Annotated in this window: 16 protein-coding genes; 9 read left to right on the plus strand and 7 right to left on the minus strand. The window is 47.2% G+C overall.

Annotated features, from left to right (window positions below; translation table 11 throughout):
* Positions 1–34: 34 nt before the first annotated feature.
* Genes BLR73_RS08375 through BLR73_RS08385 form a run of 3 tightly spaced genes read right to left on the minus strand, consistent with a single transcriptional unit; the run spans position 35 to position 5,473 of the window.
* Positions 35–1,285 (minus strand): hypothetical protein, encoded by a 1,251-nt coding sequence (locus BLR73_RS08375; protein ID WP_091861018.1) that lies wholly within the window; start codon positions 1,283–1,285, stop codon positions 35–37.
* A 17-nt stretch (positions 1,286–1,302) separates the two neighbouring features.
* Complete coding sequence (locus BLR73_RS08380; protein ID WP_176763652.1) at positions 1,303–2,517, minus strand: DUF4249 domain-containing protein; 1,215 nt, start codon at positions 2,515–2,517, stop codon at positions 1,303–1,305.
* A gap of 1 nt (position 2,518) precedes the next feature.
* Entirely contained in the window at positions 2,519–5,473 is a 2,955-nt protein-coding gene (locus BLR73_RS08385; protein ID WP_233456384.1) for a TonB-dependent receptor plug domain-containing protein, read from the minus strand.
* Between the two features lie 234 nt (positions 5,474–5,707).
* On the opposite strand from BLR73_RS08385, the gene BLR73_RS08390 reads away from it, so the two are divergent.
* The 8 genes from BLR73_RS08390 (at position 5,708) to BLR73_RS08425 (ending at position 16,324) form a co-directional block, all read left to right on the plus strand.
* Complete coding sequence (locus tag BLR73_RS08390; protein ID WP_143010910.1) at positions 5,708–6,307, plus strand: hypothetical protein; 600 nt, start codon at positions 5,708–5,710, stop codon at positions 6,305–6,307.
* A 17-nt stretch (positions 6,308–6,324) separates the two neighbouring features.
* The gene (locus BLR73_RS14160; protein WP_143010911.1) at positions 6,325–6,801 is read left to right on the plus strand and encodes a hypothetical protein; all 477 of its coding nucleotides are present in this window, start codon (positions 6,325–6,327) and stop codon (positions 6,799–6,801) included.
* 711 nt (positions 6,802–7,512) lie between these two features.
* A complete protein-coding gene (locus BLR73_RS08400) occupies positions 7,513–9,450 on the plus strand; it encodes a glycoside hydrolase family 97 protein (protein ID WP_091861030.1) in 1,938 nt (645 codons plus the stop codon).
* Between the two features lie 8 nt (positions 9,451–9,458).
* Positions 9,459–11,273, plus strand: coding sequence for a glycoside hydrolase family 2 protein (locus tag BLR73_RS08405; RefSeq protein WP_091861033.1), 1,815 nt, complete (start codon positions 9,459–9,461; stop codon positions 11,271–11,273).
* Positions 11,274–11,294: 21 nt separating this feature from the next.
* The gene (locus tag BLR73_RS08410) at positions 11,295–13,643 is read left to right on the plus strand and encodes a glycoside hydrolase family 3 C-terminal domain-containing protein (RefSeq protein WP_091861036.1); all 2,349 of its coding nucleotides are present in this window, start codon (positions 11,295–11,297) and stop codon (positions 13,641–13,643) included.
* 96 nt (positions 13,644–13,739) lie between these two features.
* Positions 13,740–14,159 carry a DUF3836 domain-containing protein gene (locus BLR73_RS08415; RefSeq protein WP_091861039.1) on the plus strand — a complete coding sequence of 140 codons (420 nt, stop codon included), beginning with the start codon at positions 13,740–13,742 and terminating at the stop codon, positions 14,157–14,159.
* A 117-nt stretch (positions 14,160–14,276) separates the two neighbouring features.
* Positions 14,277–15,122, plus strand: coding sequence for a DUF3737 family protein (locus tag BLR73_RS08420; RefSeq protein WP_091861042.1), 846 nt, complete (start codon positions 14,277–14,279; stop codon positions 15,120–15,122).
* Positions 15,119–16,324: a MalY/PatB family protein gene (locus BLR73_RS08425; RefSeq protein WP_091861044.1), complete on the plus strand. Its 1,206-nt coding sequence runs from the start codon at positions 15,119–15,121 to the stop codon at positions 16,322–16,324. Before BLR73_RS08420 ends, BLR73_RS08425 begins: the two co-directional genes overlap by 4 nt.
* 18 nt (positions 16,325–16,342) lie before the next feature.
* Here BLR73_RS08425 and BLR73_RS08430 read toward each other — a convergent pair whose 3' ends face one another.
* Positions 16,343–18,376, minus strand: coding sequence for a hypothetical protein (locus BLR73_RS08430; protein ID WP_091861046.1), 2,034 nt, complete (start codon positions 18,374–18,376; stop codon positions 16,343–16,345).
* Positions 18,377–18,477: 101 nt separating this feature from the next.
* Between BLR73_RS08430 and BLR73_RS08435 the strand changes: the two genes are divergently transcribed.
* A complete protein-coding gene (locus tag BLR73_RS08435; RefSeq protein ID WP_176763653.1) occupies positions 18,478–21,288 on the plus strand; it encodes a family 43 glycosylhydrolase in 2,811 nt (936 codons plus the stop codon).
* Positions 21,289–21,467: 179 nt separating this feature from the next.
* Here the strand turns inward: BLR73_RS08435 and secDF are convergent, their stop codons facing one another.
* The 3 genes from secDF to BLR73_RS08450 all read right to left on the minus strand — a co-directional run bounded on the left by secDF (position 21,468) and on the right by BLR73_RS08450 (position 26,650).
* On the minus strand, positions 21,468–24,500 hold the full coding sequence (secDF, locus tag BLR73_RS08440; protein WP_091861052.1) for a protein translocase subunit SecDF: 3,033 nt from the start codon (positions 24,498–24,500) through the stop codon (positions 21,468–21,470).
* Between the two features lie 114 nt (positions 24,501–24,614).
* Positions 24,615–25,709, minus strand: coding sequence for an endonuclease/exonuclease/phosphatase family protein (locus tag BLR73_RS08445; RefSeq protein ID WP_073044811.1), 1,095 nt, complete (start codon positions 25,707–25,709; stop codon positions 24,615–24,617).
* Entirely contained in the window at positions 25,706–26,650 is a 945-nt protein-coding gene (locus BLR73_RS08450) for a rhomboid family intramembrane serine protease (protein WP_028906616.1), read from the minus strand. Before BLR73_RS08450 ends, BLR73_RS08445 begins: the two co-directional genes overlap by 4 nt.
* Between the last annotated feature and the right edge of the window lie 238 nt (positions 26,651–26,888).

The raw sequence follows: 26,888 nt of genomic DNA on the forward strand, positions 1-26,888 counted from the left end.
GCAAAGATAGTGCAAAATACGTGAACTTCCAAATTTATTGTGGAAATTCGTACACTAAATACTGCGTGTTAGGCTCTGTGGGGTAGTTGGTGAGTCGACCAGAACGTGTGATGAACGACAGTATACCGTTGTTTACCCCGTTGCCAAAGGTGTACATGTCGCCATAGATGTTGATATAATGGATGCGGCGGGCATCATACTTCAGTAGGCGATCAATGTCGATAACAGGCATGCCGTCTATCAGTACCGTAGCTGGCCAATAATTGTTGTATTGGTCGTCTTCTTTACGTACAAACAGCTGTGTTACGCCATTACTCTTCTTGCTTCGTACGCATTGAACGTACTCAATCAGCACCTCTTTAATAGTGAGAAACTGACGGTATTCGTCGAGATCGTATGTCATGTCGGGCAGATTGCCAAATACCGTTGGGTCGTAATCCATTGGCACACCATCTTCGGCAGTTTCATCTGAATAGTCGCCCAGTTGCAGTTCGCGTTTGGCGGGGGCAATAGCTATCTGATGGCGCTGCATGGCCAGTGAACGTTCCTCTACTTCGCTGCGTTTGTAATGGAATACAAGATGTGGAAGTTCCTTGGGCAGTAAAGTGGCAAACGGACTGATCATCTCAATGGGCAGACTCATACCTGTGAGTGATGCGGCAGAGAGAACCAATGGTTGCTTGCCGTGAATGCCGTATGTGTAGAACACGGCTGTAGAGTCGTTCTCCATCTTTCCTTCAAAATAATGAATCTGTTTGCCTACGATGCTTAACGACGGACGAATCTGTTCACCATTAAAGGTACGCCCGTTATAGGTATTGTTGATGCGTGCCCTGATGATATGTCCTTCGGTTTCGCGGGTATCTGTACCTTTTTTGTTTATCATCTTTGCTGTACCATTGGCATCTACCCAGCTGCTGTCGCTTGATAGCCACTCGATATCGTCATCTTTGCTCTTGTGGAGCGGGTTGATGATGGCAACAAGTTGGTTTGATACCTGAGCGCTGTGGCGGGTATATACCGATAGTGCATAGTAACCGCTATGCAAGTTGGCTGGCAGTTCAATGGTGCCTGTACCTTTATGGTTATGGATGCTGATAGTGGTGCCTGCGGCCAAACCCTGCGTATCGCACAGTTCGGCATAGGCTATCAGGGCATCTTGGTCTGTTACACTTACTGTCATCTGCTCGCCTGCCAGATACCAGGTGCGATCAGTTCTGAATTCTGCGGCAAAAGTGTTGTGTGTCAGCAGAATAGTTGCTATGAGTGATATGATTCTGTTCATCTTTGTTATCTTTGTGATTATTCAAAAGGTGGCATGTAGTCGGGCTTGGTAGTTGTTGCACCACTCAAGCGTACGTCAAAGTCGGCAGGATAAGCCCACCATGTGGTTAGCGGCTGCTGAATCATTCGCTTATCATCCCATATATAGAGAATCAAGCCCTGATATACCATTTTCTCGCAATCAATTTCTGTGCAGTCTTCTAATTTTATGTATGGACCAGGCTTGGGAACCTCTCTGTAGATATCATGCCCATCAATGTACACACGTTTGCTGACCGTATTCAGCGAGCAGCCCACAAAGCCTAACGCTCTTTTCGACGAGGTGGTGCAGCGAATGTTGCTGGGTAGGGCTGATGGCTGGGGGGTAAACAATCCGCCCATCTCCCATCCGGCTTCAACACATGCCTTATTGTATTCGTATTCAGCCTTGCTGATGGCACGTTGGGTTACTTCATTACAATAGTTCCAAGCTATGCGTTCATTTTTGTATGAAATATCCAGTAACTGGTATTTTGTGAATTTTCCGCCAACATAATGAGCTGTTGATTCCGTTAGAATGGCTTTACTATCCGCAGTCTTCCACCCCTTTTCTGGATAAAGTTCGTCTTGGGGTATGTCCATCGCTTTTTGGGCTTCCACGTCGTAATATATAGCTGTATGGCGCTTTGGCCTAACTTCCCAGGTTTCGGTATATTCCCATGTGTAGTAGGCTGTCTGTGTTGGATCATCAGGCTCACCTGTGGTCAGCAGAATCTGGATGTCCTCCAAATCGCCTTTCTGATAGTACTCCAGCTTCTCGATGTCGGGTGTGTGGAGTGGCTTTTCGGGATCCGACTGATAGATGTCGCCATCGCATTCTATCCTTACATAGTACGATACGTTTGGATCCAGCGCAGGGGTGTTACAGGTGTAATAACCGTTATCCTGTATTGGGCATTCGTATTCAGAACCATCGGTACCACAGATGGTAACTCTTGCATAGTAAACAGTCTGCGCATCCCAAGTGTAACTGTTGTTTACATAATAATAGTCGGAACTATGATCGTTGAGTGGAATAGACCTTGTGATATAGAACTCGCTTTTTTCGTTCGAACGGATGGTACCGTTAACCACTAGCAGGTTCGTTTCGCTCTCAGGCAGATCGGCTTCGTATTCCTCCACGCATCCTGTCAGCATGCAGGCACAAATCACGATGAAATGGGCGATTTTTAAAAGTGATGATATCCTTTTCATATTAGTTGAATCGTACGTTAAGTGAGATATAGGGGATGGCTGTACCAAATACCGATAGCTTGTAGCCCTTGATGCTTGAGCCTTCGGTAACATAATAGATGTTATAGGCATTTTTGCGGGCAAGGGCATTATACACACCGATTGAGAACGAGGTGTGGAAAAATGCTGTCAGCCTATGGGTTGGCTCGATGTTGAACGCAAGATCCAGACGAGTATAGTCGGGAATGCGATAGTTGTTACGCTCGGTATAGTAGGGCAGGTAGTAACCTAACTTGTTGTTGTAGAACTGGCCTGCAGGTACTGTGGTTGGGCGACCAGTGGCATAGTTAAAGTTGCTCGAGAAACTGTATCGCTCTGTAATCTTATAGTTCAGCACAGCTTTTACCTCATGTGGTCTGTCGTATTCCGATGGGTACCACTCGCCGTTGTTCAGGGGCGTTGCCACGCGTTTGTCGTCCTGGCGTAACAGTGAGCGCGAGTAGGTATAGCTTACCCAACCATTCAACTTGCCATAAGGCTTTTTGGCTTGCAGTTCCACGCCGTAGGCCTTTCCTTTGGTAGGAATCACATCTGTTTCGAGATGGGGATTCATCAGCAATACAGCCGAACTGCGATAGTTCAGATAGTCGCTGATGTGCTTGTAGTACGTCTCTGCCGAGAACTCGTAGTTCTTGTTGGGTGTCTCGTAATAGATACCTGCGGCTATCTGCCAACCGTTCTGGGGCTTGATGTTCATATCCGACAGCTTCCACATATCGGTGGGCGACATGATAGAGGTGTTAGAAACCTTGTGGATATACTGGTGCATGGTGTTGAAACCAGCCTTAATCGAGAAATTATCCTGTATGGCATAACGTGCCGAGAAACGGAACTCGGGAGCCTGATAGCTTTTGATGATACCTGTCTCATGACGTGTCTCTAACAAGGTTTCCTGCGATGGCAGTTCCTGGTCGGCATAGATATTCACGTCGCGCGGACCAATGGCATTGAACATTGAATAGCGCAAACCTGCCGAAACCGATAGTTTTTCTGTCAGCGAATGTTCGTAGTCGATATAGGCGCCGCTCTCCAAGGCTTTCTCTTTCTGTAGCTGGTCTGGATTGACATACGATTCCTCGCTTAAAGGTTCGTACTTACCGCCCTGTACATCGTAATGCTGAACAGACAGACCATAAGACAGACTTTGCTTCTCATTCAGACGCTGGCGGATATGTAGCTTGGCCCACAGCTGATCGATGCCGAAACTCAGTCGGGCAGCCATCGTGGGTTTGGCCTTTTCGTCGTTATAATAGTCGTAATGATCCAATCCTGCTGAGAGCGTGGCAGTTATCTTTTCGTTTAGGATCGATCGCCATTCGGCTGAGATGTTGCGGTTCTGATAGCCGTAGCTGTCGTCGGAACTGAACGAGAACTTGTCATTACTCAGATATCCGAATATCTTGAGTCGATGCATGTTGTTAAGTTTCCAGGTAAACACGCCGCCAAAGTCATAGAAGTTGGCCTTACCGTTTTTGTAGCCGCTTTCCTCTGGCAACTGCTTCAGAATCCAGTCGCTATAGGTGGTACGGGCATTCAGCAAGAGCGACACATGATCTTTTACGATAGGTATCTCAAGATTGGCCTTGCTGGTAAGTGCGCCGATACTGGCCGAACCAGTAAACTTACGCATGTTTGCCTCTTTCGAGTTCACTTTCAGCACACTACTTATTCTGCCGCCATATTCTGCGGGGATGCTTGATTTAAACAGCTCCACATCCTCGACCGCATCTGAATTGAACGATGTGAACAAGCCGAACAGATGTGTTGGGTTATATACCGTGCCGCCATTAAACAGTATCAGGTTCTGATCGGTGGCACCACCTCGTACGTTATATCCGCTTGAGGCCTCGCCAACGGTTGTTACACCAGGCAGCGTAAGCACTATCTTCATAATGTCTGATTCACCAAAGGCCGATGGGATATTCTTCAGTAGTTGGGGCTTGAACTTCTCGGCGCCCATCGTGGTACTTTGTACTACCGACTGGCGACCTGCTACAACTACAATCTCGGCCAGTTCCTGATCGTCGGCAAGGCTTGCCCTTGCTTTCTTGGCGCCAGGAACAATATAAGTTCGTGTATTTGCCGAACCTGCTGATATCGACAAAGTATCGCTATCAAGTACGGGAATACCGGCGATGAGCGAATCAACAGGGATGTTTTCTATCGAAACAGGAAGTGCATTGTTTTTCTCTCCTTCTGGTGCCGTTTCTGGTCGCAAATGACTCGTGGCGATTTCCTTCTTTTCGCCGATAACACTTGCTACCACTTTTGCAAGGCTTTGCTCACGCCTCTGCTTGTTAAAGGTAAGATGTTGCTGTTTGGCAAACTGCTTAATTTGCTTTTTCTGTTCAGGAAACAGCGCTGCCACATCCTTGGCACGTTTTACGTGATATGTTTCCCCATTAGATGTAATGAGTGTATAATGCTCGTAATCGCTCAGGTTCTTCAGTAATTTTCTTTCGCCAAAGGTTTTCTCGCCATTATAGACTTTCCACATACTATGATAAAGCTGTACGCCATTGGCGCTACCATCACAGAGTAGGGCTGCATAGCGGGTGCTGTCTTCTGGGTCGTGCACAAATCTGTAGCCGTCCATCTCAAACCAGTCGATGTGCTTTTGATCAGGCAGACAGCAGATTCCTGCTTTGGGCGACAGAACGGCTACATGCTGTTTCATCAGGTCGAAGCGCAACTCAACATCGTTGTAAACTACCCCATAATAGCTTATTCGCCCTTTATACATATTTGTATTACCTTTATAATAAGGAATGTCGTACCATCTTGATAGCTGATACTGAGGTTCGACAGGCCCAATATACAGGCGAGCATAGTCGGAAGCCGCAGAGAAGTAGTCCTGAGCTTCAGTGTGCTGTACAACAAGCGTCATACAGGCCAATAGTAATAATTCTTTTTTCACGTCTTTATAGATACACAATAATCTTTAGGTTGATGCATTTTAGAACTAAGTTCTAAATATTAAATGCAAAAACAAGCAAAACGTTGTATTGAGACCTTAAACTTTAACATAATTTTGTAACTAGGCCGAGTGAATAATGAAAGTTTGTTAAATAAATACCTCGCTATGCAAGATTCTGGCTACTGTTGCATTCTAAGAATAAAATAACATTCAATCATATAACAACCAAACGGTATGAAACGAACGATAGAAATGATTACAATGACGCTGATAATCATAGTTGTTGCAGCGTTTGTTGGCTCAACATTAATGGGCTGTGGAGGTGACGATGATAGCATAATAGCTATCAGTAACGATGATGGTGTGCGTGGCGGCGAGGTTTACAATCAATGGGGTAAACCAGAAACAGACCCTAATGACCCTTTGGCCTCGTTCTTCCAGGAAGAACTGCACGCTCCTTATTGGGACGGCCAAGGTAACGAATATAAAACCTTTTTTGACCATGGCGATTATGACAAAGAAATATGTTTGATGATCAATAGCCGTCAGGAGTTTCAGCAAGCCTATATGGGTAGTAAGCCGCTCCCCGATGTAGATTTTAGTAAATATACGCTACTTATCGGTCGAACCTGGGGCAATGACGGATCGTTCTCGCTTGGCGAGATCACTCTCAAAGACAAAAAATCTTATTATGAGCTGCAAACCAAGTTGCTTCACCACGTTGGTGGTTTTGCAACTCAAGCTATCATCGACATCTACTTTTGGCGTCTTTATCCCAAGCTTGAAAAGAAGAATATTGTGATGAAACGTACTGTAGAGAATGTTATGGACTAACCCCCAAAAACAGAAATATGAAACAGGCAGTTTTTTCATTAGCCATCTTGTTATTGGCTTTATGCGGATGTAGCAATGATGAATCAACCAAAGGTGCATCGAATGGTCCATTTAGCGTAAGAGATGTAGCCAATAGCGGCTGTAAAAGTACAAGCCACACTAGGAGCGAATATCCAGAGTACTTTGAGTTTAAGGCCTGCGATGGCGGTTATCTATCTGTCAATCATGTGAACGCAATGTTCAATTGTGCTCCAGGGGAATTAAAAATAGAGGCTACTATCGATGGTAATGTGATCAAGATTCTGGAAACAGAAGAGACTGCTCTGGCAAATTGTATTTGCCCTTATGATCTTTACTGCGAGGTTGGTCCTCTCAGTAACGGCGATTACGAAGTGGTTATCTACCATGGTTCGTTCGAGATACCTACTCGTCAATTCTCTATCACCTATAATAAAAGGCTGAATGCAAAATATGAGGTTACTTATGATGATTAAACAGTAAAAGTTGCATAATAGCCTACATACCTACATAAAATCGCTCAAAATCCGTATGTGTAAAGGGTTTTGGACGATTTGAAGCCTACATAAAGCCCCACAAAAGCCTACATAAAGCCTACATCATTTCTACGTGATACCTACATGTTTTAACATTTATACACGGGGTGGAAGATGAGTTTTGCCTGAATAACAACTTTTATCCTTAATACTTGTTGTAAAATTCTCTAGAGAATTTTGCGGTTTCCTAGGCAGTTAGCAATCTTTAGTACGGCACTTAGCCAAAAATTCTCTAGAGAATTTCGCAATTACCCTTACTACAAATTATTGCAAGTACGTTGAAAAGTAACTTTTTGCTCGGCAGGAAGCCACTTCTTGTGCCTCAAGAAGCTACTTCTGGCCTATCAAAAAGCTATTTTTTGTGGATTTTATGTAGGAATCATGTAGGCTTAATGTAGGCTTTTGTGGGGCTTTATGTAGGCTTGAACAACACGAAAACGCCCATAAACACAGTTGTTTTGAGCAATTTTATGTAGGCATGTAGGCTAATTATAGCTTTTTTATGTTTGTTACTGACAAGATAATGAGAGAAAGTAGGAATCCTTGTATGGTGAAGTGTATTTTTTACAATTTGTTAACGCTGGGGGACTTCCTGCGTTGGTAGATAATTCGTATCTTTGCAACCAAAATATCAATATTTTCTAACGAACTATGATCAGAAATGTTTTTTTGGTAGCCGCTTTGTTGGCTACAAGTCTCTGCGGGGCAGAGGAGGTAAAGGTGAAATCACCAAGTGGAAATCTGGAAGTTACAGTGAACGATGAGGGTGGCAAGGCTACCTATCAGGTATCGCTCGATGGTAAGCAGATGGTTACCAAGTCGAACTTAGGCTTGAACACCAGCATTGGCGATTTAACCCAGGGCTTGAAGATTGTGGATAGCAAGACCGAGGCTGTGGCAAAGCAGTATGATATCCGCACCGTTAAGGCTTCGCACATTGATTACAAGGCCAACAAACTTACATTAACACTCGAGAACGAACAGAAGTTGCAGATGACCGTTACCTTTATGGTAGCTGATAACGATGTGGCTTTTAAGTATGGTATTGCCAAAGCTCCACGTGGCATGCAGCGCACGCTGGTGTTTGGCGAGGCTACCAGCTTTAACTTCCCTGATGGCACCACTACATTTATCACACCGCAGATTGGTCCTAAGACAGGTTGGGCAAATACTAAACCCAGTTACGAAGAGGGTTATAGCGTTGATGGCCAGCTGAACGAGAAGTCACACTACGGTCGTGGCTATACCTTCCCTTGTCTGTTCCACCTGCAGGATGGTTGGGCACTGGTTAGCGAGACAGGTACCACTGGCGCATATTGTGGCACACATGTTTCTGATTATCAGCCTGGTACAGGCTATACCATCGCTTTCCCCGACAAGGGCGAGAATGGTGGCTTTGGTTCGGAGTTCGTAGCGCTGTCGTTACCTGCCGAAACACCTTGGCGTACCATCACCGTAGGCTCAACCCTGAAGCCTATCGTTGAGACTACCGTGAGCTACGATGTGGTTGATCCACTCTACGAGGCTTCTGAACAGTACAAGGAGGGTCGATATACCTGGAGCTGGCTTATCTGGCAGGATGGTGCTACCGTTTATAAGGATCAGGTACAGTTTATCGACCTGGCTGCAGCTATGGGCTACGAGTACTGCTTGGTTGATGCCCTTTGGGATACGCAGATAGGTCGTGACAAGATGGTTGAACTCTCACGTTATGCACAGAGCAAGGGTGTAAGCCTGATGCTTTGGTACAACTCTAACGGCTATTGGAACGATGCGCCTCAGGGCCCACGTAACTGTTTGAATACCTCGCTGGCTCGTAACCGCGAATTCAAGTGGTTGCAGCAGATTGGCGTGAAGGGCATCAAGGTTGATTTCTTTGGTGGCGACAAGCAGGAAACCCTGCAGCTTTACGAGGATATCATGGTTGATGCCAACCGTTACGGCATTCAGGTTATCTTCCATGGATGCACCCTGCCTCGCGGTTGGGAGCGTATGTTCCCCAATTACGTAGCCTCTGAGGCTGTGCTGGCCAGCGAGAACGTGTTCTTTGGAGAGGGCGCTGCCATCCACGAGCCATTCGACCTTACCTTGCATCCATTCTGCCGCAATGCTGTGGCATCGATGGACTGGGGTGGTGTGATTATGAACAAGTATCTGAGTCGCGACAACAAGAGTCGTCACTCTCGCAAAACTACCGATATCTTCGAGATTGCTTCAGGCATCACTAACCAGACATCAATCCAGTGTGTGGCCATGTGTCCTAACAACCTGCAGGAACTGCCTCAGTTCGAGCTCGACTTCCTGAAGACTCTGCCTGCTACATGGGATGAGACACGCTATATTGATGGCTATCCTGGCAAGTACGTGGTTCTGGCCCGTCGCCATGGTGCTGATTGGTACATTGCAGGCTTGAATGCCCAGAAGGAGCCACTCAAGCTTACACTCGATCTTTCGATGTTGGCTGGCAAAACACCAACTATCTATGTAGATAACCAGAAGGGCGAGCCTACCATGGGTACCTTGAAGGTGGATAAGAAAGGTAAGGCAAAGGTTACTATCCAGCCCAATGGTGGATTAATCATCAAATAACAAATGATATGAAGAAATTACTAACTACTCTGTTGCTGGCTGCGAGCGGTGTGTTCACAGCTGTCGCTGCAGAGTTGGCATTGCCATTAATCCAGAATGTGAATGCCTACGAGACCTGTTCGCTGAATGGCGATTGGAACTACATTGTTGATGTACAGGAAGAGGGCTATTACGACTATCGTATGAACCCTATGCGTAATGGTTTCTTTATCAATGCCAAGCCCCAGAAGCCTGAGGATTTGATTGAGTACGACTTCGATAAGTCGCCAACCATGAAGATCCCTTCTGACTGGAACACGCAGGACGAGCGCCTGTTCTTCTACGAGGGAACCGTATGGTTTAAGAAAAGCTTCCAGGCTGTGCCTATGACCGAATGCCGCACCTTGCTGTATTTCGGTGCTGTAAACTACGATTGCCATGTATGGGTGAATGGTAAGAAGGCTGGTCACCACGTAGGTGGTTTTACCCCATTCAACTATGATATCAGCGATTTGCTGAAAAAAGGCGAGAACACTGTGATTGTTAAGGTGGATAACAAACGTCATGCCGAGGATGTGCCTACACAGATTTTCGACTGGTGGAACTATGGTGGTATTACCCGCGACGTGAAGCTGGTAAAGGTACCTTTGGTTTATATGCAGGATTACAACCTGCAGCTCTCAAAGGCAGCTGATAAGGCCAAGGTAAGAGAGATCACTTTCTCTGCCCAGGTGAGTGCCAAGGAGGCAGGTCATAAGGTGGTAGTTAATATCCCTGAGCTGAAGTTGGAAAAGCAGTTTACAACTGATGCCGAGGGACAGGTAAGTGGCACTTTGAAGGTGGCTGCCAAGAAACTGCAGCTGTGGAGCCCTGAGAATCCAAAACTCTATCGTGTTGATCTTACGATGGATAATTCAACCACCTCAGATGAGATCGGTTTCCGTACCATCGAGACACGTGGCAAGCAGATTCTGCTTAACGGTAAGCCTATCTTCCTGAAGGGTATCTCTATCCACAACGAGAAACCCAATGGTGGCGGACGTGCTAACAGCGTTGAGGATGCCCACACCCTGCTTTCATGGGCCAAGGAATTGGGTTGTAACTTTGTGCGTCTGGCCCACTATCCTCACCACGAGGAGATGGTGCGCGAGGCTGAGCGTATGGGTATCCTGGTATGGAGCGAGATTCCTGTTTACTGGACCATCGCCTGGACTAATCCAAACACCTTCGCTAATGCCAAGCAGCAGCTTACCGATATGATTGCCCGCGACCATAACCGTGCTAATGTGATTATCTGGAGTATCGCCAACGAAACCCCACACTCTGCTGAGCGTGATAAGTTCTTAGGTGGTCTGGCCAAGTATGCCCGCACACTCGATAACACCCGCCTGATTTCGATGGCTATGGAGGTTACAGGTGCCTCGAACTACGTGAACCGTTTGAACGACAACATGAACGAGTATGTGGATGTAGTAAGCTTCAACCAGTATATTGGTTGGTATCGCGATGTAAACGATGCACCAAAGATGAAGTGGGTGATTCCTTACGACAAACCCGTGATTATCAGCGAGTTTGGTGGCGGTGCCCGTTACGGCTATCATGGTGCCAAGAACCAGCGTTGGACTGAGGAGTTCCAGGAGAATCTCTATAAGGAGAACACTGCTATGCTCGATAAGATTGAGGGCTTGGCAGGTACCACACCTTGGATTCTGAAGGACTTCCGTTCGCCTCGTCGTGTACTGCCTGGTGTGCAGGACTACTACAACCGTAAGGGTTTGGTAAGCGATAAGGGCGAGAAGAAGCTGGCCTTCTACGTGCTGAAGAAATGGTACGAGACTAAATAATAATAAATAAGGTATTATCCAATGAAAAAGGAACTTAAGACTATTGGCAGTTGGGCTATGATGGCGCTTGCTGCATTAATTACAAGTTGTAACACAGCAACAGACATGGAACAGCAAATTGATGAACTCTACCAGAAGATGCCTCAGGAGGAGCGCATCGCACAGCTGAAGAGTATGTATATGGACGAACTCTTTGATGCTGACGGCAAGTTAGATACAGCCAAGTGTAAGGAACTGATACCTTATGGTATTGGTCATTTCTCACAGTTCTGCATGCAGCAGCCTCGCGATCCGAACGAACTGCGCGATCGTGCTGTGGCTATTCAGGACTGGCTGAAGCACCATACACCCAATGGTATCCCAGCACTTTTGCACGAAGAGGTGCTCTCGGGTATCAATACCTTAGGTTCCACCATCTATCCCCAGCAGATTGGTCAGGCTGGTTCGTTCAACCCTGAGTTGGCTGAACTGAAAACACGTCAGACCAGTACACAGCTGCGTAAGATGGGTGGTATCTTTGCCCTGTCGCCAATGGTGGATGTATGTCGCACCCCCAGCTTTAATCGCTTGGAGGAGTCGTATGGCGAGGATGGCTACCTGTCGGCTGTGATGGGTACCGCTTTTGTAAACGGCTTGCAGCAGGGCGACTTGAAGAAAGGTGTTGGCGCCTGCTCTAAGCACTACTTAGGTTATGGTGGTGGCGGCGATGCCGACGAGAAGGAGATGATGGAAGAGATTCTGTTGCCTCACGAGACTATGATTCGTTTGGCTGGTAGCGTAGCTGTAATGCCTGGTTATCATGATGTGCATGGCATCAGATGTGTGGCTAACAGCGAGATTCTGCAGGATATTCTGCGTGGTTACGTAGGTTTCGATGGTATGGTGGTGAGCGATTATACCGCTATCGACCAGATTCCAAATATCGACAGCGCAGTAGAAAAGGCTGCTGCTGCCATCAATGGTGGTAACGATGTCGACTTCCCCTTTGGTGCCAACTACCAGCTTTTGCAGGAGGCTATCGATAAAGGTCTGGTTAAGCCCGAGGTGCTGGAGCGTGCCGTGAAGAATGTGCTGCGTATCAAGTTCCGTATGGGATTGTTCGATAAGGATGCTTATCTCTACTCGAAGGAGGATATCAAACTCGATACTCCCGAGGAGCGAAAGACGGCTTACGATATCGCTACCCAGAGTGTGGTGCTGTTGGAGAACAATGGGGTGCTGCCACTCAAGGAGGTGAAGAACGTGCTCCTTACTGGTCCTAATGCCAACTCTATCTGGGCTATGTGTGGCGACTATACCTATCCTGCCATGTCGTACTTCTGGAAGAAGGTCGACTATAAGTCGGAGAATCCTCACATCGTGAAACTGCTCGAAGGTATGCAGAACCACAAGCCCGAGGGCGTGAACGTGATGTATTCGCGTGGTTGCGATTGGACCGAGGAGATTGAGACTAAATACGGTGAGCTGGGCGATGCACGTGCTTGGGAGTACGAGTTGCTGCACCGCAAGGTGGATGCAGGCGAAAAGGCCGACAAAGCCGAAGCCCTGCAGATGGCTAAGGATGCCGATGTGATTATTGCTGCCGTGGGCGAGAACGTGATGCTTTGTGGTGAGAACCGCGATCGTCAGGGACTGCGCTTGCCAGGTAAGCAGGAGCAGTATGTTGAGGAACTCATCCAGACAGGCAAACCTGTAGTGCTGGTGATGTTTGGCGGTAGAGCTCAGGTTATCTCTGGCTTAGCCGAGAAGTGCGCTGCCATCATTCAGGCCTGGTATCCAGGCGAGGAGGGTGGTAATGCTGTGGCCGACATCCTGTATGGTAAGGTGTCGCCATCAGCTAAGCTCTCTGTCAGCTATCCTAATGTGGAGATCAACGAGCCTATCTGCTACAACTATGCTGCCGAGAAGGATGCACGTGTTGCATGGCCTTTCGGTTATGGCTTGAGCTATACCACCTTCGAGTATGCTAACTTAGAGGCGACAACCGAGGTTACTACCAAGGACGAGAGCTTTAACCTCACCTTTGATGTGAAGAATACTGGTAAGGTGGCAGCCGATGAGGTGGCACAGATCTATCTCTCGCCTGTCGATAAGAGTCAGCAGATTCGTCCTATCCAGCTGCAAGGCTTTGCCCGTGTATCGCTGAAGCCAGGTGAGAGCAAGAAGATTAGCGTGAAGATGTACACCGAGCAGTTAGGTTATTATACTCATGATGGTCAGCGCCAGTGGAACATCCAGCCAGGCAAGTATATCATTAAGGTAGGCGCATCATCGCAGGATATCAAGCTGCAGCAGGAGATAAATCTGAGTGGCGAAGCTGTTAAAATGCCTTTGAGAAAGTACTATTTCTCAGAGGCAAAACAGATTTAACCTAAAGATAACATTACGATAACTCATTGTTAATGCAACTTTCCGTACCTTTGCAACGTCAAACAGATAAAAATAACAATTTAAAACGATAAAGGTATGAAAGCAATCATCACAGCAGCAATGGTTATCGCCATGTGTCTTAGCACTGTTAGTTCGTATGCAGCTAACAATCAGAGTGAGGCTCAGAAGGTTGAGTATCGTTATGAATACGATGAGCAGGGTCGCCTTGCCTTCAAGGAGATGCTGAGCTGGGATGAAGCCACACAGCAGTGGCAGAAGAGCAGCCGCCTGACTTATAAGTACTTTAAGAATGGCTACAACGAAGAGGTTAGTCAGTGGAATGCCGATAAGCAGACCTATGATATTCCTTCACAGGTAACACTTTACCGTTCGCAGGCTCCTAATCTTACAACGGTTAAGACCTATAAGATGAACGAGACCCACGACAACATGTACCTTACCAGTCGTACGGTAGTCATGGAACCACTGAACACTTATCTGTTGGCTAGTAAGTAAATTCTCTCTCTTTAAATTATAAAAACCCTTAAAGGGTAAAAGAATCCGTGGTCGGTTTACGCTGATTACGGATTTTTCTTAGTAACTTTGCACCCGAATTTTAATAATACAAAAACAATGGAACTAATTAGAGGTAAGGAGTTTGGAGGCGAGAGGCCTCTGTTTGCCACTCATGATTTGAGATTAGAAGAGATTACAATTGTAGATGGAGAGTCTGGTATCAAGCAGTGCCAGAACATGGAATGTTACGATAGCAAGTTCTATGGAAAATACCCTTGGTGGCACGTGGATGGTGCTAAAATCGAACGCTGCTATTTTGCACCTGGTTCGCGTTCGGCCATCTGGTACACCAACGATCTGGTGATGAAGGATTGTACGATTGATGGCCCTAAGTTCTTCCGTGAGATGAAGAACGTAGAGCTGGAGAACGTGGTGATTAACGATGCCGACGAAACTTTCTGGAAGGTAGATGGCTTGAAACTGAAGAATGTGAAGCTGCATGAGGGAACCTATCCCTTCATGTTCTCTAAGAATATCTATGTAGATGGATTGGAGAGTGATGCCAAATATGTATTCCAGTATTGTGAGAATGTAGAGATTCACAATGCTAAAATTATCACGAAGGATTCGTTCTGGGAGTGTGAGAATGTGACTATCTACGATTCTACGCTGGATGGTGAGTACCTGGCTTGGCACTCTAAGAATGTGCGCTTGGTTAACTGTCATTTGGCAGGCGAGCAGCTGTTGTGCTATGCACAGAACCTGGTACTCGAGAACTGTACCTTTGATGCTGCTTGCGACCGTGTGTTTGAATATTCAACCGTTGAGGCCGACATCAAAGGCCACATCGAGAACATTAAGAACCCCACCAGCGGCCACATCGTTGCCGACAGTATAGGTTCGATTACTATCGATGAGAACGTGCGTGAACCAAATAATTGTATTATAGAAACAAGAAAATGAAATACGATTTTGACGAGTTGGTAGAACGTCGTGGAACGGGATGCGTAAAGTGGGATGCGGAAGCCCCACGTTCAACGGGGGGCTGGCTTCCGCCAGGGGGCAATTCCGAGTTTAAGGAAATAATCCCACTTTGGGTGGCCGATATGGACTTTAAGGCTGCCCCAGCTATTCTGGAGGCCGTTCGTAAGCGTGCCGAGCACGGTGTGTTTGGTTATGCTGTAGTTGAGGATGATTACTACGAGGCTGTTATCTCATGGTTCCAGCGCCGTCACGATTGGACAATCCATCGCGAAGAAATTCTCTATACCACAGGTGTTGTTCCTGCCATGAGTGTGGCCATAAAGGCACTCACCATGCCAGGCGAGAAGGTGCTGATTCTTTCGCCCGATTACAATTGTTTCTTCTCGTCAGTCCGTAACAACGGCTGCGAGGTGCTTGAAACAGCCTTGAAGCGTGTTGGTGATACCTTCGAGGTTGACTGGCAGGATTTTGAAACCAAGTGTGCTGATGAGAAAACGACTGTCTTCCTGCTGTGCAACCCTCATAACCCCACAGGACGTGTGTGGACTAAGGCGGAGCTGATGCAGATGAACGATATCTGCTTGAAGTATGGTGTAAAAGTGGTTAGTGATGAGATTCACTGCGAACTGATGATGCCAGGCTATCAATTCCAGCCGTTTGCAGCTGTGAACGAGGCTTGTCGTCAGAATAGTGTTATCCTTAATTCGCCTTCAAAGTCGTTTAATATTGCCGGTTTGCAGGCAGCAAACATCATTTGTTCGCAGCCTGCATGGCGCCGCCGATTGGATCGTGCTATCAATATTAACGAGGTGTGCGACTTGAATCCCTTCGGTCCTGTAGCCCTGAAAGCGGCCTATAACGAGAGCGAGGAGTGGATTGATGAGCTGAACCAGTATCTCTGGGGTAACTATCAGCTGCTTTGCGAGTTCGTGGCAGAAAACATCCCCCAGTGGAAGGTTTGCAAATTGGAGGGCACCTATCTGCCTTGGGTTGATATCTCGGCCATGAATATCACATCGCAGGCCCTATGCGATAAACTGCTTGATGAGGCTAAGGTATGGCTTAATCCTGGCACGATGTACGGACCTCAGACGGGCGAGGGCTATGTGCGCTTTAACATCGCCACCCAGCGTTCACGCCTGAAAGAAGCCTTGGAAAGAATAAAGGATGCACTTGGTTGAGTGCATCCTTTATTTATGTTAGTTAATCAGGAATATCTTAGTCAAACCATTGTAGGTTGCCTTAATAGTGGCGCGGCCTTCTACGATTTTACTAATCTCGAACTTTACTTCAGGTACATCTGATGTGGCAACAATGTTTGAGTTGTCGCTCATTTTACCATATACCTGATAGCGAGTCTGGTCGGTATAGCCGTTCAGATTAGTAAAGCGGATAGGTGTTGTGGGCATGACTAACTTTTGTCCGTCAACCTTAATGTTTACCTGAGGTACAACAGGAGCTTCGAACTTATCGCCAGCCTTTGAGAAACCGATACCGTGCAGGTCGAACAGTCCCTGAGGGCGCTGAGGTCTGCGTGGGTCCCACTGTGGGCGTATAGGCGCTTCGATTTCTGCACCATCAGCCACCAGATAGATAGCGTGCTTACCTGTCAGTCCTTCGACTGCAGGTGTGTTTACCTGGTAAATCTTAGCGGTGCGTGGTGCATCGGCTGGAATATCCAGTACGGCAATCTCTTCGCCCTTCCATGGGTTATCCAGACGTACGTGAATCTTAAAGGCACCATGTCCGCCTGGAGTTAGGTTCAGATTCAATGTGGCGCCATCGCCTTTACTGATGCCTTTAAAGGCCTTGATGCCCTTGGTGTCGGCTTTCAGTCCGCCAAAGCCAAAGTACTTAAAGCCTACAATACCAGTATTGGTAATGCCAGCCAGGTCCATCGAGTTGTTCCAGATGTCGTGGTTATCCTGCATCCAGTCGTTGCTGTTGGTGCCGCCAGTCATAAAGCAGGCGATACCAGCCGAATAGTACTGATATGGGGGCAGACCGAAAATCTGGAATCCCTCTGAAGTTACTTCGGCACCAGTATATTCTGTGCCATCGGTAGCCTTGGCTGTCCAACTGTTATCAGCAGCATATGGATCGTAACCGGTAATCTTTACGGTACCGCCTTTAGCCACAGGTTTCTTGTCCCAAGTAATCTTAACAGGGGCTACCATTGCCTGACGGGCATAGCCGAAACCACGTGGTGGACGATGATAGAATACGTACCACTGACCGTTAATCTCCTGCAGCGAGCCATGGGTGTTGTGGGCGGCATTGGTGGTAATCAGCTTCGAACCGTCTTCGCCAGTTACTACACCACGCGAGTCAACCAATACACCACCAGAGCGCCAAGGACCTAATGGTGAATCACCAAAGGCATAACGCAAGGCTGAGTTGGTAGAGCCCTGTCCGTAGTCAGGACCGCTATAACCAGAGAATACCATCACGTATTTGTTGCCTACCTGACGGATGCTCGAAGCCTCGAAGAAGTTAAACTCGCCAGGATTCTGTCCTTTATAGAGGGCTGGATACTGCGTGCCCTCTGGGTCGCGAACCTTACCGTAACTGGCCGAAGCGGGGATAAAGAAATCGTGCAGCTCAGTGCCTGGGCGCATAGAGTACATGGTGTTCTGATCCAGCTCACAAGCGGTTGAATGTTGGAAACCATAGAATACGTAGGCACGGAAGCCTTTAGCGTAATCCGGATCCTTTTTGTTGGTAACTGGCTCGATGAATACTGATGGGTCGAAATCAATCAGTGAGCCAGGCAGGCACTTGCGACCATCCTCGGTGAGATTGATAGGGGTGAAGGGACCGTTGGGGCGGTCGCCCTTACAAACCATGGGCACGCGCTGCCAGCCACGAGAGTGGGGATACAGATAGTAGGTCTTCTTACCTGTGGCCTTATCCTTTACCTCAACCAGATCTGGGGCAAACATGGTGTCCCACTGACCGTCAACATAATGGGTAAAGATAGGACCTTCGTCGCGCCATTGGCTTAAGTCCTCTACAGCTGCCGACCACATGCGGATATCGCTACCGCAGTAGGCTGTGTAGTTGGTGTCGTGCGAACCGATAATGTATGCACGGAACTTTCCTGGCTGATCGGGATCCTCAAATACACGAGGTTCACCGTCAGGCAGATGCTCCCAAAGCGGGAGGTACGGATTCTGTGCCTGAGCCGATAAAACAGCCAGCAACAGAAGGGGTAACATAAAAAGTCTTTTCATATAAATATGGGTTGGGTTTTGTGAAAATTGCTTGCAAATTTAGTAAATTATCTACATTTATGCTGTTATTTTTAAAGGAAATGTTTAACTTTGCAACATATATGAAAGTAATTGTAACTATTCTGGCGTCTTTGTGTATTGCATCGATGCACGCAGCCGACTTTAACATTAAAAGTTATGGTGCCAAAAACGACACCACGGTACTCTCTACGCATGCTTTACAACAGGCCATCGACGCTTGCTCTGCTGCAGGTGGTGGTCGTGTGGTGGTGCCTGCTGGTATTTATAAGATTGGTACCATACAACTAAAGAGTCATGTACACTTGTATTTGGAACAAGGAACCACGCTCTATGGTAGTACCCGATTGGCGGATTATATACCGATGAAATCGGACTATTTGTCGCTTAGAACACAAACTACCACCATCCAATTGATTTATGCCGATGGTGTGCAGGATGTGTCGATCGATGGCTTGGGTACCATAGATGGTCGTGGACGGGCCTTTAAGAAACTTTCGTGGAACGATGAGGGTATCACCCGTCCGCATTTGATTCGCTTTATCCAGAGTCAGGACATCCTGGTGCGTGGTATCACCTTGCGTAATTCGGGCTGCTGGATGCAACACTACTTGGCTTGCGACCGCTTGAATATCGATGGAATCAAGGTTTTTAATCGTAATAACTATAATAACGATGCGCTGGATATCGACGGCTGCCATGAGGTGATTGTGCGTGGTATGATAGCTGATAGCGACGACGATGGTATTACACTGAAGAGCACCTCGCCCCGTCTTTGCGAAAACGTGCGTATCAGCGATTGTGTGGTATCGAGTCATTGTAATGCCGTTAAACTCGGTACTGAGACCAATGGCGGTTTCCGTAATATCAATATCAGTGGTATCGTGGTAAAGCCCAGTTACAATCAGCAGAAAAAGTTCTTCGGACAGTGGATTGGCTCGTCGGCCATCTCGCTTGAGATAGTGGATGGCGGTGTGCTCGAGAATGTGAATATAGCCGATTTCACCGTCGAAGGTACCGAGTCGCCTATCTTTGTGCGTTTGGGCAATCGTGGACGTGGCTACAAAACTGGACAGCATATCGATCATGTAGGTTCGATTGATGGTGTACGCATCAATAATATCCAAATCCGAAATGCCGGTTCTATGGGCTGTTCGATTACAGGTCTGCCAGGCTATCCTGTTCGTAATGTATGGATATCTAATGTGTCTATACATCATAAGGGAGGGGTGAAGAAGGATCAGTTGACAGAAATTGCCGATTCCATCGCTAATGAGAAGGCTGCTGATTATCCTGAGGCCACCATGTGGGGTAATCTACCGGCAAAGGGTTTCTTTGTGCGCCATGCCCGTAACGTACAGTTCTCTAATATCCATGTTTCTACTGTTGATGAGGATGTGCGCCCTGATTTTGTGGAAGTAGATACCGAGGGATGGGGCGATCAGGGTGACGGAACGTATCGTAATCCTGTGCTGAATGCTGATTTTTCCGATCCTGATGTGATTCGTGTGGGCAACAAGTTCTATATGGTGGCTTCTGATTTCCACTTTATGGGTATGCAGGTGCTGGAGAGCGACGATATGGTGAACTGGCGTTATATCTCCCAGATTTATCGCCGTTTTAACGAGCCTGGCTGGGATGCCAACCTGCATTATGCTGGTGGCTCGTGGGCACCTAGTATCCGTTATCACAGCGGCTTGTTCTATGTATATTTCTGTACACCCGATGAAGGTCTATATATGTCAACCGCCAGCAATCCTGCGGGCCCATGGGCGCCGCTGCATCTTGTAAAGCGTGTGGCTAAGTGGGAAGACCCTTGTCCGTTCTGGGATGAAGACGGACAGGCTTATATAGGGCGTAGTCAGCATGGTGCAGGTCCAATCATTGTGCATCGTATGTCGGCCGATGGCAAAACACTGCTCGATGAGGGTAAAACGGTGTATGAAGGACCTATTGCCGAGGGAACTAAGTTTATGAAACGTAATGGCTGGTATTACCTTATTATTCCCGAGGGTGGTGTCGGCACAGGTTGGCAGACTGTTTTGCGTGCTCGCAATATCTATGGCCCTTACGAGCGCCGTATCGTGTTAGAACAGGGTTCAACTGGCGTTAACGGCCCTCACCAAGGTGCGTTGGTAGATGCACCAGATGGCTCCTGGTGGTTCTATCATTTCCAGGAGACACCAGTACTAGGGCGCGTGGTTCATCTGCAGCCTGCCCGTTGGGAATCTGATTGGCCTGTGATAGGTGTCGATTATGATAAGAACGGTATAGGCGAACCTGTGGCTGCTTGGAAAAAGCCTGTTTCTTCGGTAGGAATTTCTGGTTTCCAGACCTGTGACGACTTTAATGATGCATTAGGACTGCATTGGCAATGGAATCATAATCCGGTTGATACACATTGGAATCTCACTGATCGTAAAGGCTGGCTCACACTCAAAGCCATGCCTGCCGATAGCTTTAAAATGGTCCGTAATATGCTTACTCAGAAGGTGGTTGGCTATCAGAGTGAGAGCACAACCAAAGTAAGCATTAAAGGCGACAGTTATGCAGGACTTTTCTGCTCAGGTAAGTTGTTCTGTGGGGTAGGATTGTGTAAAGATGGTGTGTTTATCGAGTTTGGTGGACGGCGTAAGCTTATCGCCAAGGGTAGCTATCAGGAAGTATGGTTCAAGGTAACTAATGATTGCGAGCAGAATCGCCACCTATTTTATTATAGTATAGATGGAGAGCATTATCAGCCTGCGGGCTCGGCATTCGCCATGAGTGGTGGTTATTGGAAAGGTATCCGGGTGGGACTGTTTAACTACATTCCTACAGGCGAAACGTCTGCTAAGAGCCAGACATCTTCGTATGCTCAATTCGACTATTTCAATCAAAAATTCGCCCAATAGTTTGGCTGATTGCTAAAAATCTCGTACCTTTGCACACGAAAGAACACGCGCCCTGATAGTTAAATGGATATAACAAGGTCCTCCTAAGACTTAGTTCCGCGTTCGATTCGCGGTCGGGGTACGAAAAAAGAGCTGCATTCCATCAGGAACGCAGCTCTTTTTTATATGCGATTGTATGATTACTTGTTCTCAGCAACCTCAACGTCGTCCTCCTTGATAGTACGGCCCATCCAAAGGAAGGCTGTAGGAGCGGCGATGAAGAGCGAACTCAGAGTACCGAATACAACACCCAGGATCATAGCCAGAGAGAACGAGCGGATGCTATCACCACCAAGGATGAAGATAGCCAACAGCACGATCAGTGTGGTTACAGAGGTGTTGATGGTACGAGCCAGTGTCTGGTTCAGTGAGTCGTTGAACAACTGCTGACGGTCGCGCTTGCCATACAGACCGAGGTTCTCACGGATACGGTCGAATACTACCACCTTATCGTTGATAGAGTAACCGATAACGGTCAGGATAGCACCGATGAATACCTGGTCGATCTCGAGCGACATTGGAACCCAACCCCAGCACAGTGAGTAAACACCAATTACGAGCAGAGCGTCGAGAGCCAGAGCCACAACAGCACCTACAGAGAAGGCGAGGTTGCGGAAACGCAGCAGGATGTAGAGGAAGATAGCAATCAGAGCGATACATACGCTGATGATAGCACCATGTGTGATATCCTTAGCAACTGAAGGACCTACCTTAGCAGAGCTGATGATTGAACCACCCTCGCGAACATCAGGATTCTTGAATGCCTCAACGTTCTCCTGACTTACGAGACCAGCCTTCTTCAGGGCACCGAACAGGATGTTCTCAGCCTTGTCGTCAACCTCAGGATTATTTGACTCGATATCCCAGTTGGTAGAGATACGAACAGTCTTACCATCAGTACCCAGAGCGATAACAGAGGTGTTAGCCTCCTGGTTAGCCTTCTCGCCGATAGTGTTGATGAATGCACCTGCCATAGCTTTACGAACCTCCTCAACTGGAGTCTGCTTGTCGAGTGTTACAACGTAGTTACGACCACCAGTGAAGTCGATGCTCTGGCTTAAACCACGAACAAAGAACGAACCAATGCAAACTACTGCTACAGCAGCCCAGAGAGCATAGGTCTTCTTGTAAGCGCCCATGAAGTTGTACTTAGCGTTCTGCATCAGGTTCTTAGAGTAACCTGTTACGAAGGTGAGGTTAGTCCACTTATCCTTTGACAGCATAGCATCGTAAACTACACGAGTGAGGTAAACGGCTGTGAAGAATGAGATAACGATACCAATGATCCATGTGGTAGCGAAGCCCTTAACAGGACCTGTACCGAAGTAGAGCAGGATGATACCGGTAATCAATGAAGTGAAGTTAGAGTCGAAGATAGCGCTGAAAGCGTTAGAGTAACCCTTGTTCAGAGCCTCCTTTACACCAAGACCCTTCTTCAGCTCCTCCTTGATACGCTCGTAGATAAGCACGTTAGCATCTACAGCGGTACCCAGAGTCAGTACGATACCGGCGATACCAGGCATTGTAAGAGCGGCCTGGAACGAGGTAAGGATACCCAGTGTGAAGAACAGGTTGAACAGCAGAGCGATATCCGAGAGGAGACCTGGTACAAAGCCGTAAAGCATGATCATGTAGATCATCAGCAGTACGAAAGCTACTACGAATGAGATAATACCCTGCTGGATTGACTGAGCACCCAGTGAAGGACCTACAACCTCCTCCTGTACGATACGGGTAGGAGCAGGCATCTTACCTGAGTTCAGTGTGTTAGCCAAGTCCTTAGTAGCCTCGATGGTGAAGTTACCAGTAATCTGAGAGTTACCACCGTCAATCTGAGTAAGGATACGTGGAGCAGAGTAAACGGCATCGTCGAGCACGATAGCTACAGCCTTACCGATGTTCTGCTTGGTAATCTGGCTCCAACGACGAGCACCGTCAGAGTTCATCTGCATTGATACAGAGGGGTGACCCATCTGGTCGAAGTCGTCCTTGGCACCGGTGATAACATCACCCTCCAGTGGAGCACGACCTGAAGGCTCAGTAACCTTCAGAGCATAGAGCTCGAAGATGTCGCCCTTAGTATTCTGGCCTCCGAAGTCCTCAGGTGTAGCACCCCAACGGAGCTTCAGCTCAGCAGGGAAGATACGACCAGCGAGGTCAGAGTAGATCATCTTGTTAATCTCGGCAGTATCGCGAGCGTTAGCATAACCAACTACAGCGAGGGTGTTACCCTGTGTAGGCTGGAAGATAGAGAACAGAGGATTCTGTTTCTTAGCCATCTCAACAGCCTTGTTGTCCTTGCTGTCCTTCTTAGCCAGTTTAGCAGCCAGGTCGCCTGTAGCAGTCTTAGCGCTATCGGCAACAGCAGCAGTAGCGGCGCTGTCAACAGCAGTTGTGTCGGCTACGTCAACACCACCCTGAGCAGCCCAACGCTGGTTAAGCTGAGCCAGCAGAGGAGTAACCTCCTGTGAGTTGTAGGTCTCCCAGAACTCAAGGTTAGCTGAACCCTGGAGCAACTTACGTACACGCTCTGGCTCCTTGATACCAGGCATTTCTACCATGATACGACCGCTCTGGCCTTCGAGCTTCTGGATGTTTGGCTGAACAACGCCGAACTTATCGATACGGTTACGAACTACATTGAATGAGTTATCAACGGCACTCTGTACCTCGGTACGCAGCGCAGCCTCTACCTGTGAGTCGGTAGATGATGTGCTAACCTTGCCCTTCATCTGCTGGGTAGCAAAGATAGCAGCAAGTGGACGACCGTTGCCCTCCTGTTTCCAATACTTCACGAACAGAGAGATGAAGTCGTTCTGACTGGTCTCCTCTTCCTTCTTAGCCAGCTCCATGGCCTTCTTGTAGGCAGCGTCAGTCTTGTGGTCGGCCAATACGTCAACCACATCAGGTACTGATACCTCAAGAATAACGTTCATACCGCCTTTCAGGTCAAGACCCAGGCCAATCTCCATCTCACGGCACTGCTTCAGAGAATAGATACCCATGTACACCTTCTCGTTGTTGATTGAATCGAGGTACTCCGCACCTGCCTCTTCGCCCATAGCAGCAGCCTTACTTTCGTAGTGGCGTGTTACGAACGAGAAGGAAAGGTAGAAGCAGCACACGAGAATCAGAAGCACTGCGATAAATTTTACAATTCCTTTGTTTTGCATTTTGTTTTTAATTATTATTTATTTATATTATTTTCTGTTCGCGTATAAAATAGCGTGCAAATATAGGCATTTTTTTACACAAGGAAAAATTTATTGGCAAAAATTCACTCATTTTTATTGATTACTTTTCATTTTTAGGGTGCAGATGATAGGATTATGGTCACTTGCGTCCATTTTACTATCAATATGACAGTTATAGGGTTCAAAGTGGTCGGATACTAAAATATGGTCGATACGTACAAAGAAACCTTTCTGATTATATGACAAACCGATGCCTTTTCCGGTCTCCTGGTAGCAGTCTGTCAACCCCTGTGCGATGGTACGGCGCGAGTACGAAATGGGGTTGTCGTTAAAGTCGCCACACACGATAATCGGGTAATGTCGGTGTGCCTCGATATAGTCGTGGACAGCTTCGGCTTCAGGTGCTCGTTTGGCGGCGTATTTGCCTAATTTCTCGATAAGGAACAGCGTTTCGGCCTTAGCGGTGTCTTTCTTCATTTTACCGCTAATCATCTGTTTGTATTTATCACGGTCTTCGTTCGAAAGATGTGTACCTTCTAAGTGGTTGTTAATCACCAGTACGGTGTCGTTACCCACTTGGAGGAAGTAGGCTACAGAACCATTGCCTGACGACTCGTAGGGGATACGTTCCTTCCTGATAATCGGGTACTTAGTATGGATACCAACACCATTGATGCAGGCATCCTGAGGGTTAAAGATGGTGGTATCGTTATAAGGGTAGATTTTCTCGTACCATTGTTTCACATATCTGCGCCAGGTATCGACATCTTCCTGTAAGCAAACAATATCGGCATCCTGCTCTGTCAGGTATTCGTGTACCTTCTCAAAGCCTTGCTCATATTTGTAGTTGCCGCCATACTGACATACGTTGTAGGATATCAGCTTGATGGTGCCTTCTGGGGGCGTTTGCGAGATGTGTAGCGGCATATAGAGCGTGATAGGGCCATATACTATCACATAGCCTACGACAGGGATCCAGGCCTTCTTCCATTTAAATGTCAACCAAAAGAACAGAAATAGCAGGTTGGCAATCAGGAAGCCAGGGAAAGCCATACCCATACACGAAAGCATGGGGTGCTCTACAGGATTGATACGGTCGGCATAGCCCGCCAGTATCATCAGCAGTACAGTAGCCACATTGGCGCCTGCGATAAGGTTTACCGTTATGGTCTTAAGTTGCTTGATCATGATTGGTTGCTTGCATCGAAGAGCTTTTTCTTCTCTTCTTTAGTCAGACTGTCGTAGCCACTCTTGCGGATTTTATCAAGAATGGCATCTATCTCTTCCTGGTTCTGGCGCTTACGGGCATTATACTCCATATCATCTTCTTTCGAACCGCCACCTCTGTTTACGTGCATGTTGGGATTGCTGTACCCGCTGCCCTGATGGTGTTGGCGCTGTTCAAAGTTGCGCTTCAGGTTGTCGAAGAACTGCATACCGCGACCACGGTCGAAGCCGGAGTTGGGATGACGGTTCCAATAACGAATCATCAGGAATCCGAACAGCATACCACCTAAGTGGGCTGTGTGTGCTACGCCATCGCCACTGGTTCCTAATGCCGAGAAGAACTCGATAGCTACATAACCCAATACAAACCATTTGGCTTTGATGGGGAATGGGAATGGGATGATAAAGAGACGCTCGTTGGGGAATGTCATACCGAACGCTAAGATCACGGCATAAACGGCACCAGAGGCGCCAATGGTGGTCCAGGCATTGAGCTGACCGCTCAGTTGCTGACCGATGGCAAATATCTCGCCAAAAGTTACTGTCGGATCTTGTGCGTTAATGGTCATATAGAACTGGCCCAGCTGCGCGATTTCCTGCAGGAATCCGGCACCTATACCACAAGTAATGTAATAAAAAAGGAATTTCTTGGGACCCCATACATTTTCTATCACACAACCAAACATCCATAAGCCGAACATATTACTGAGAATATGCATGAAGTTGGCATGCAGGAACAGGTAGGTGACAAACTGATACAGGTGGAAATCGTTGGCCATGAAGAAATGCAGGCCACCGATGTCGGCCAGATCGATACCACGCAGTTGTAGTACTACCGTGGCTAAGAATGCTATCAGGTTAATGATAAGCAGATTCTTTGTGATGGTTGGTATGCGGAACATCATATCGTTTACTATTTATCTATTATTACTTTTTATAATGAGTGCCTTTTGGCATCTTTCGGGTGCAAAATTACTAAAATAATCTCTTTTTTAGGCCAAAATGCCCTCGATAACAACTATTTTTTATTAAAAAGTGAAATTTTTCTGTTTTTTTGTTGTTTCTTTAAATACTTTCCCTTATATTTGCCAAAGTTTTCGACTATACAACAGTTATTACTATTAAATATTTCATTAAATT

It is taken from the genome of Prevotella sp. khp1 (genome assembly GCF_900102205.1).
Classification (GTDB): domain Bacteria; phylum Bacteroidota; class Bacteroidia; order Bacteroidales; family Bacteroidaceae; genus Prevotella; species Prevotella ruminicola.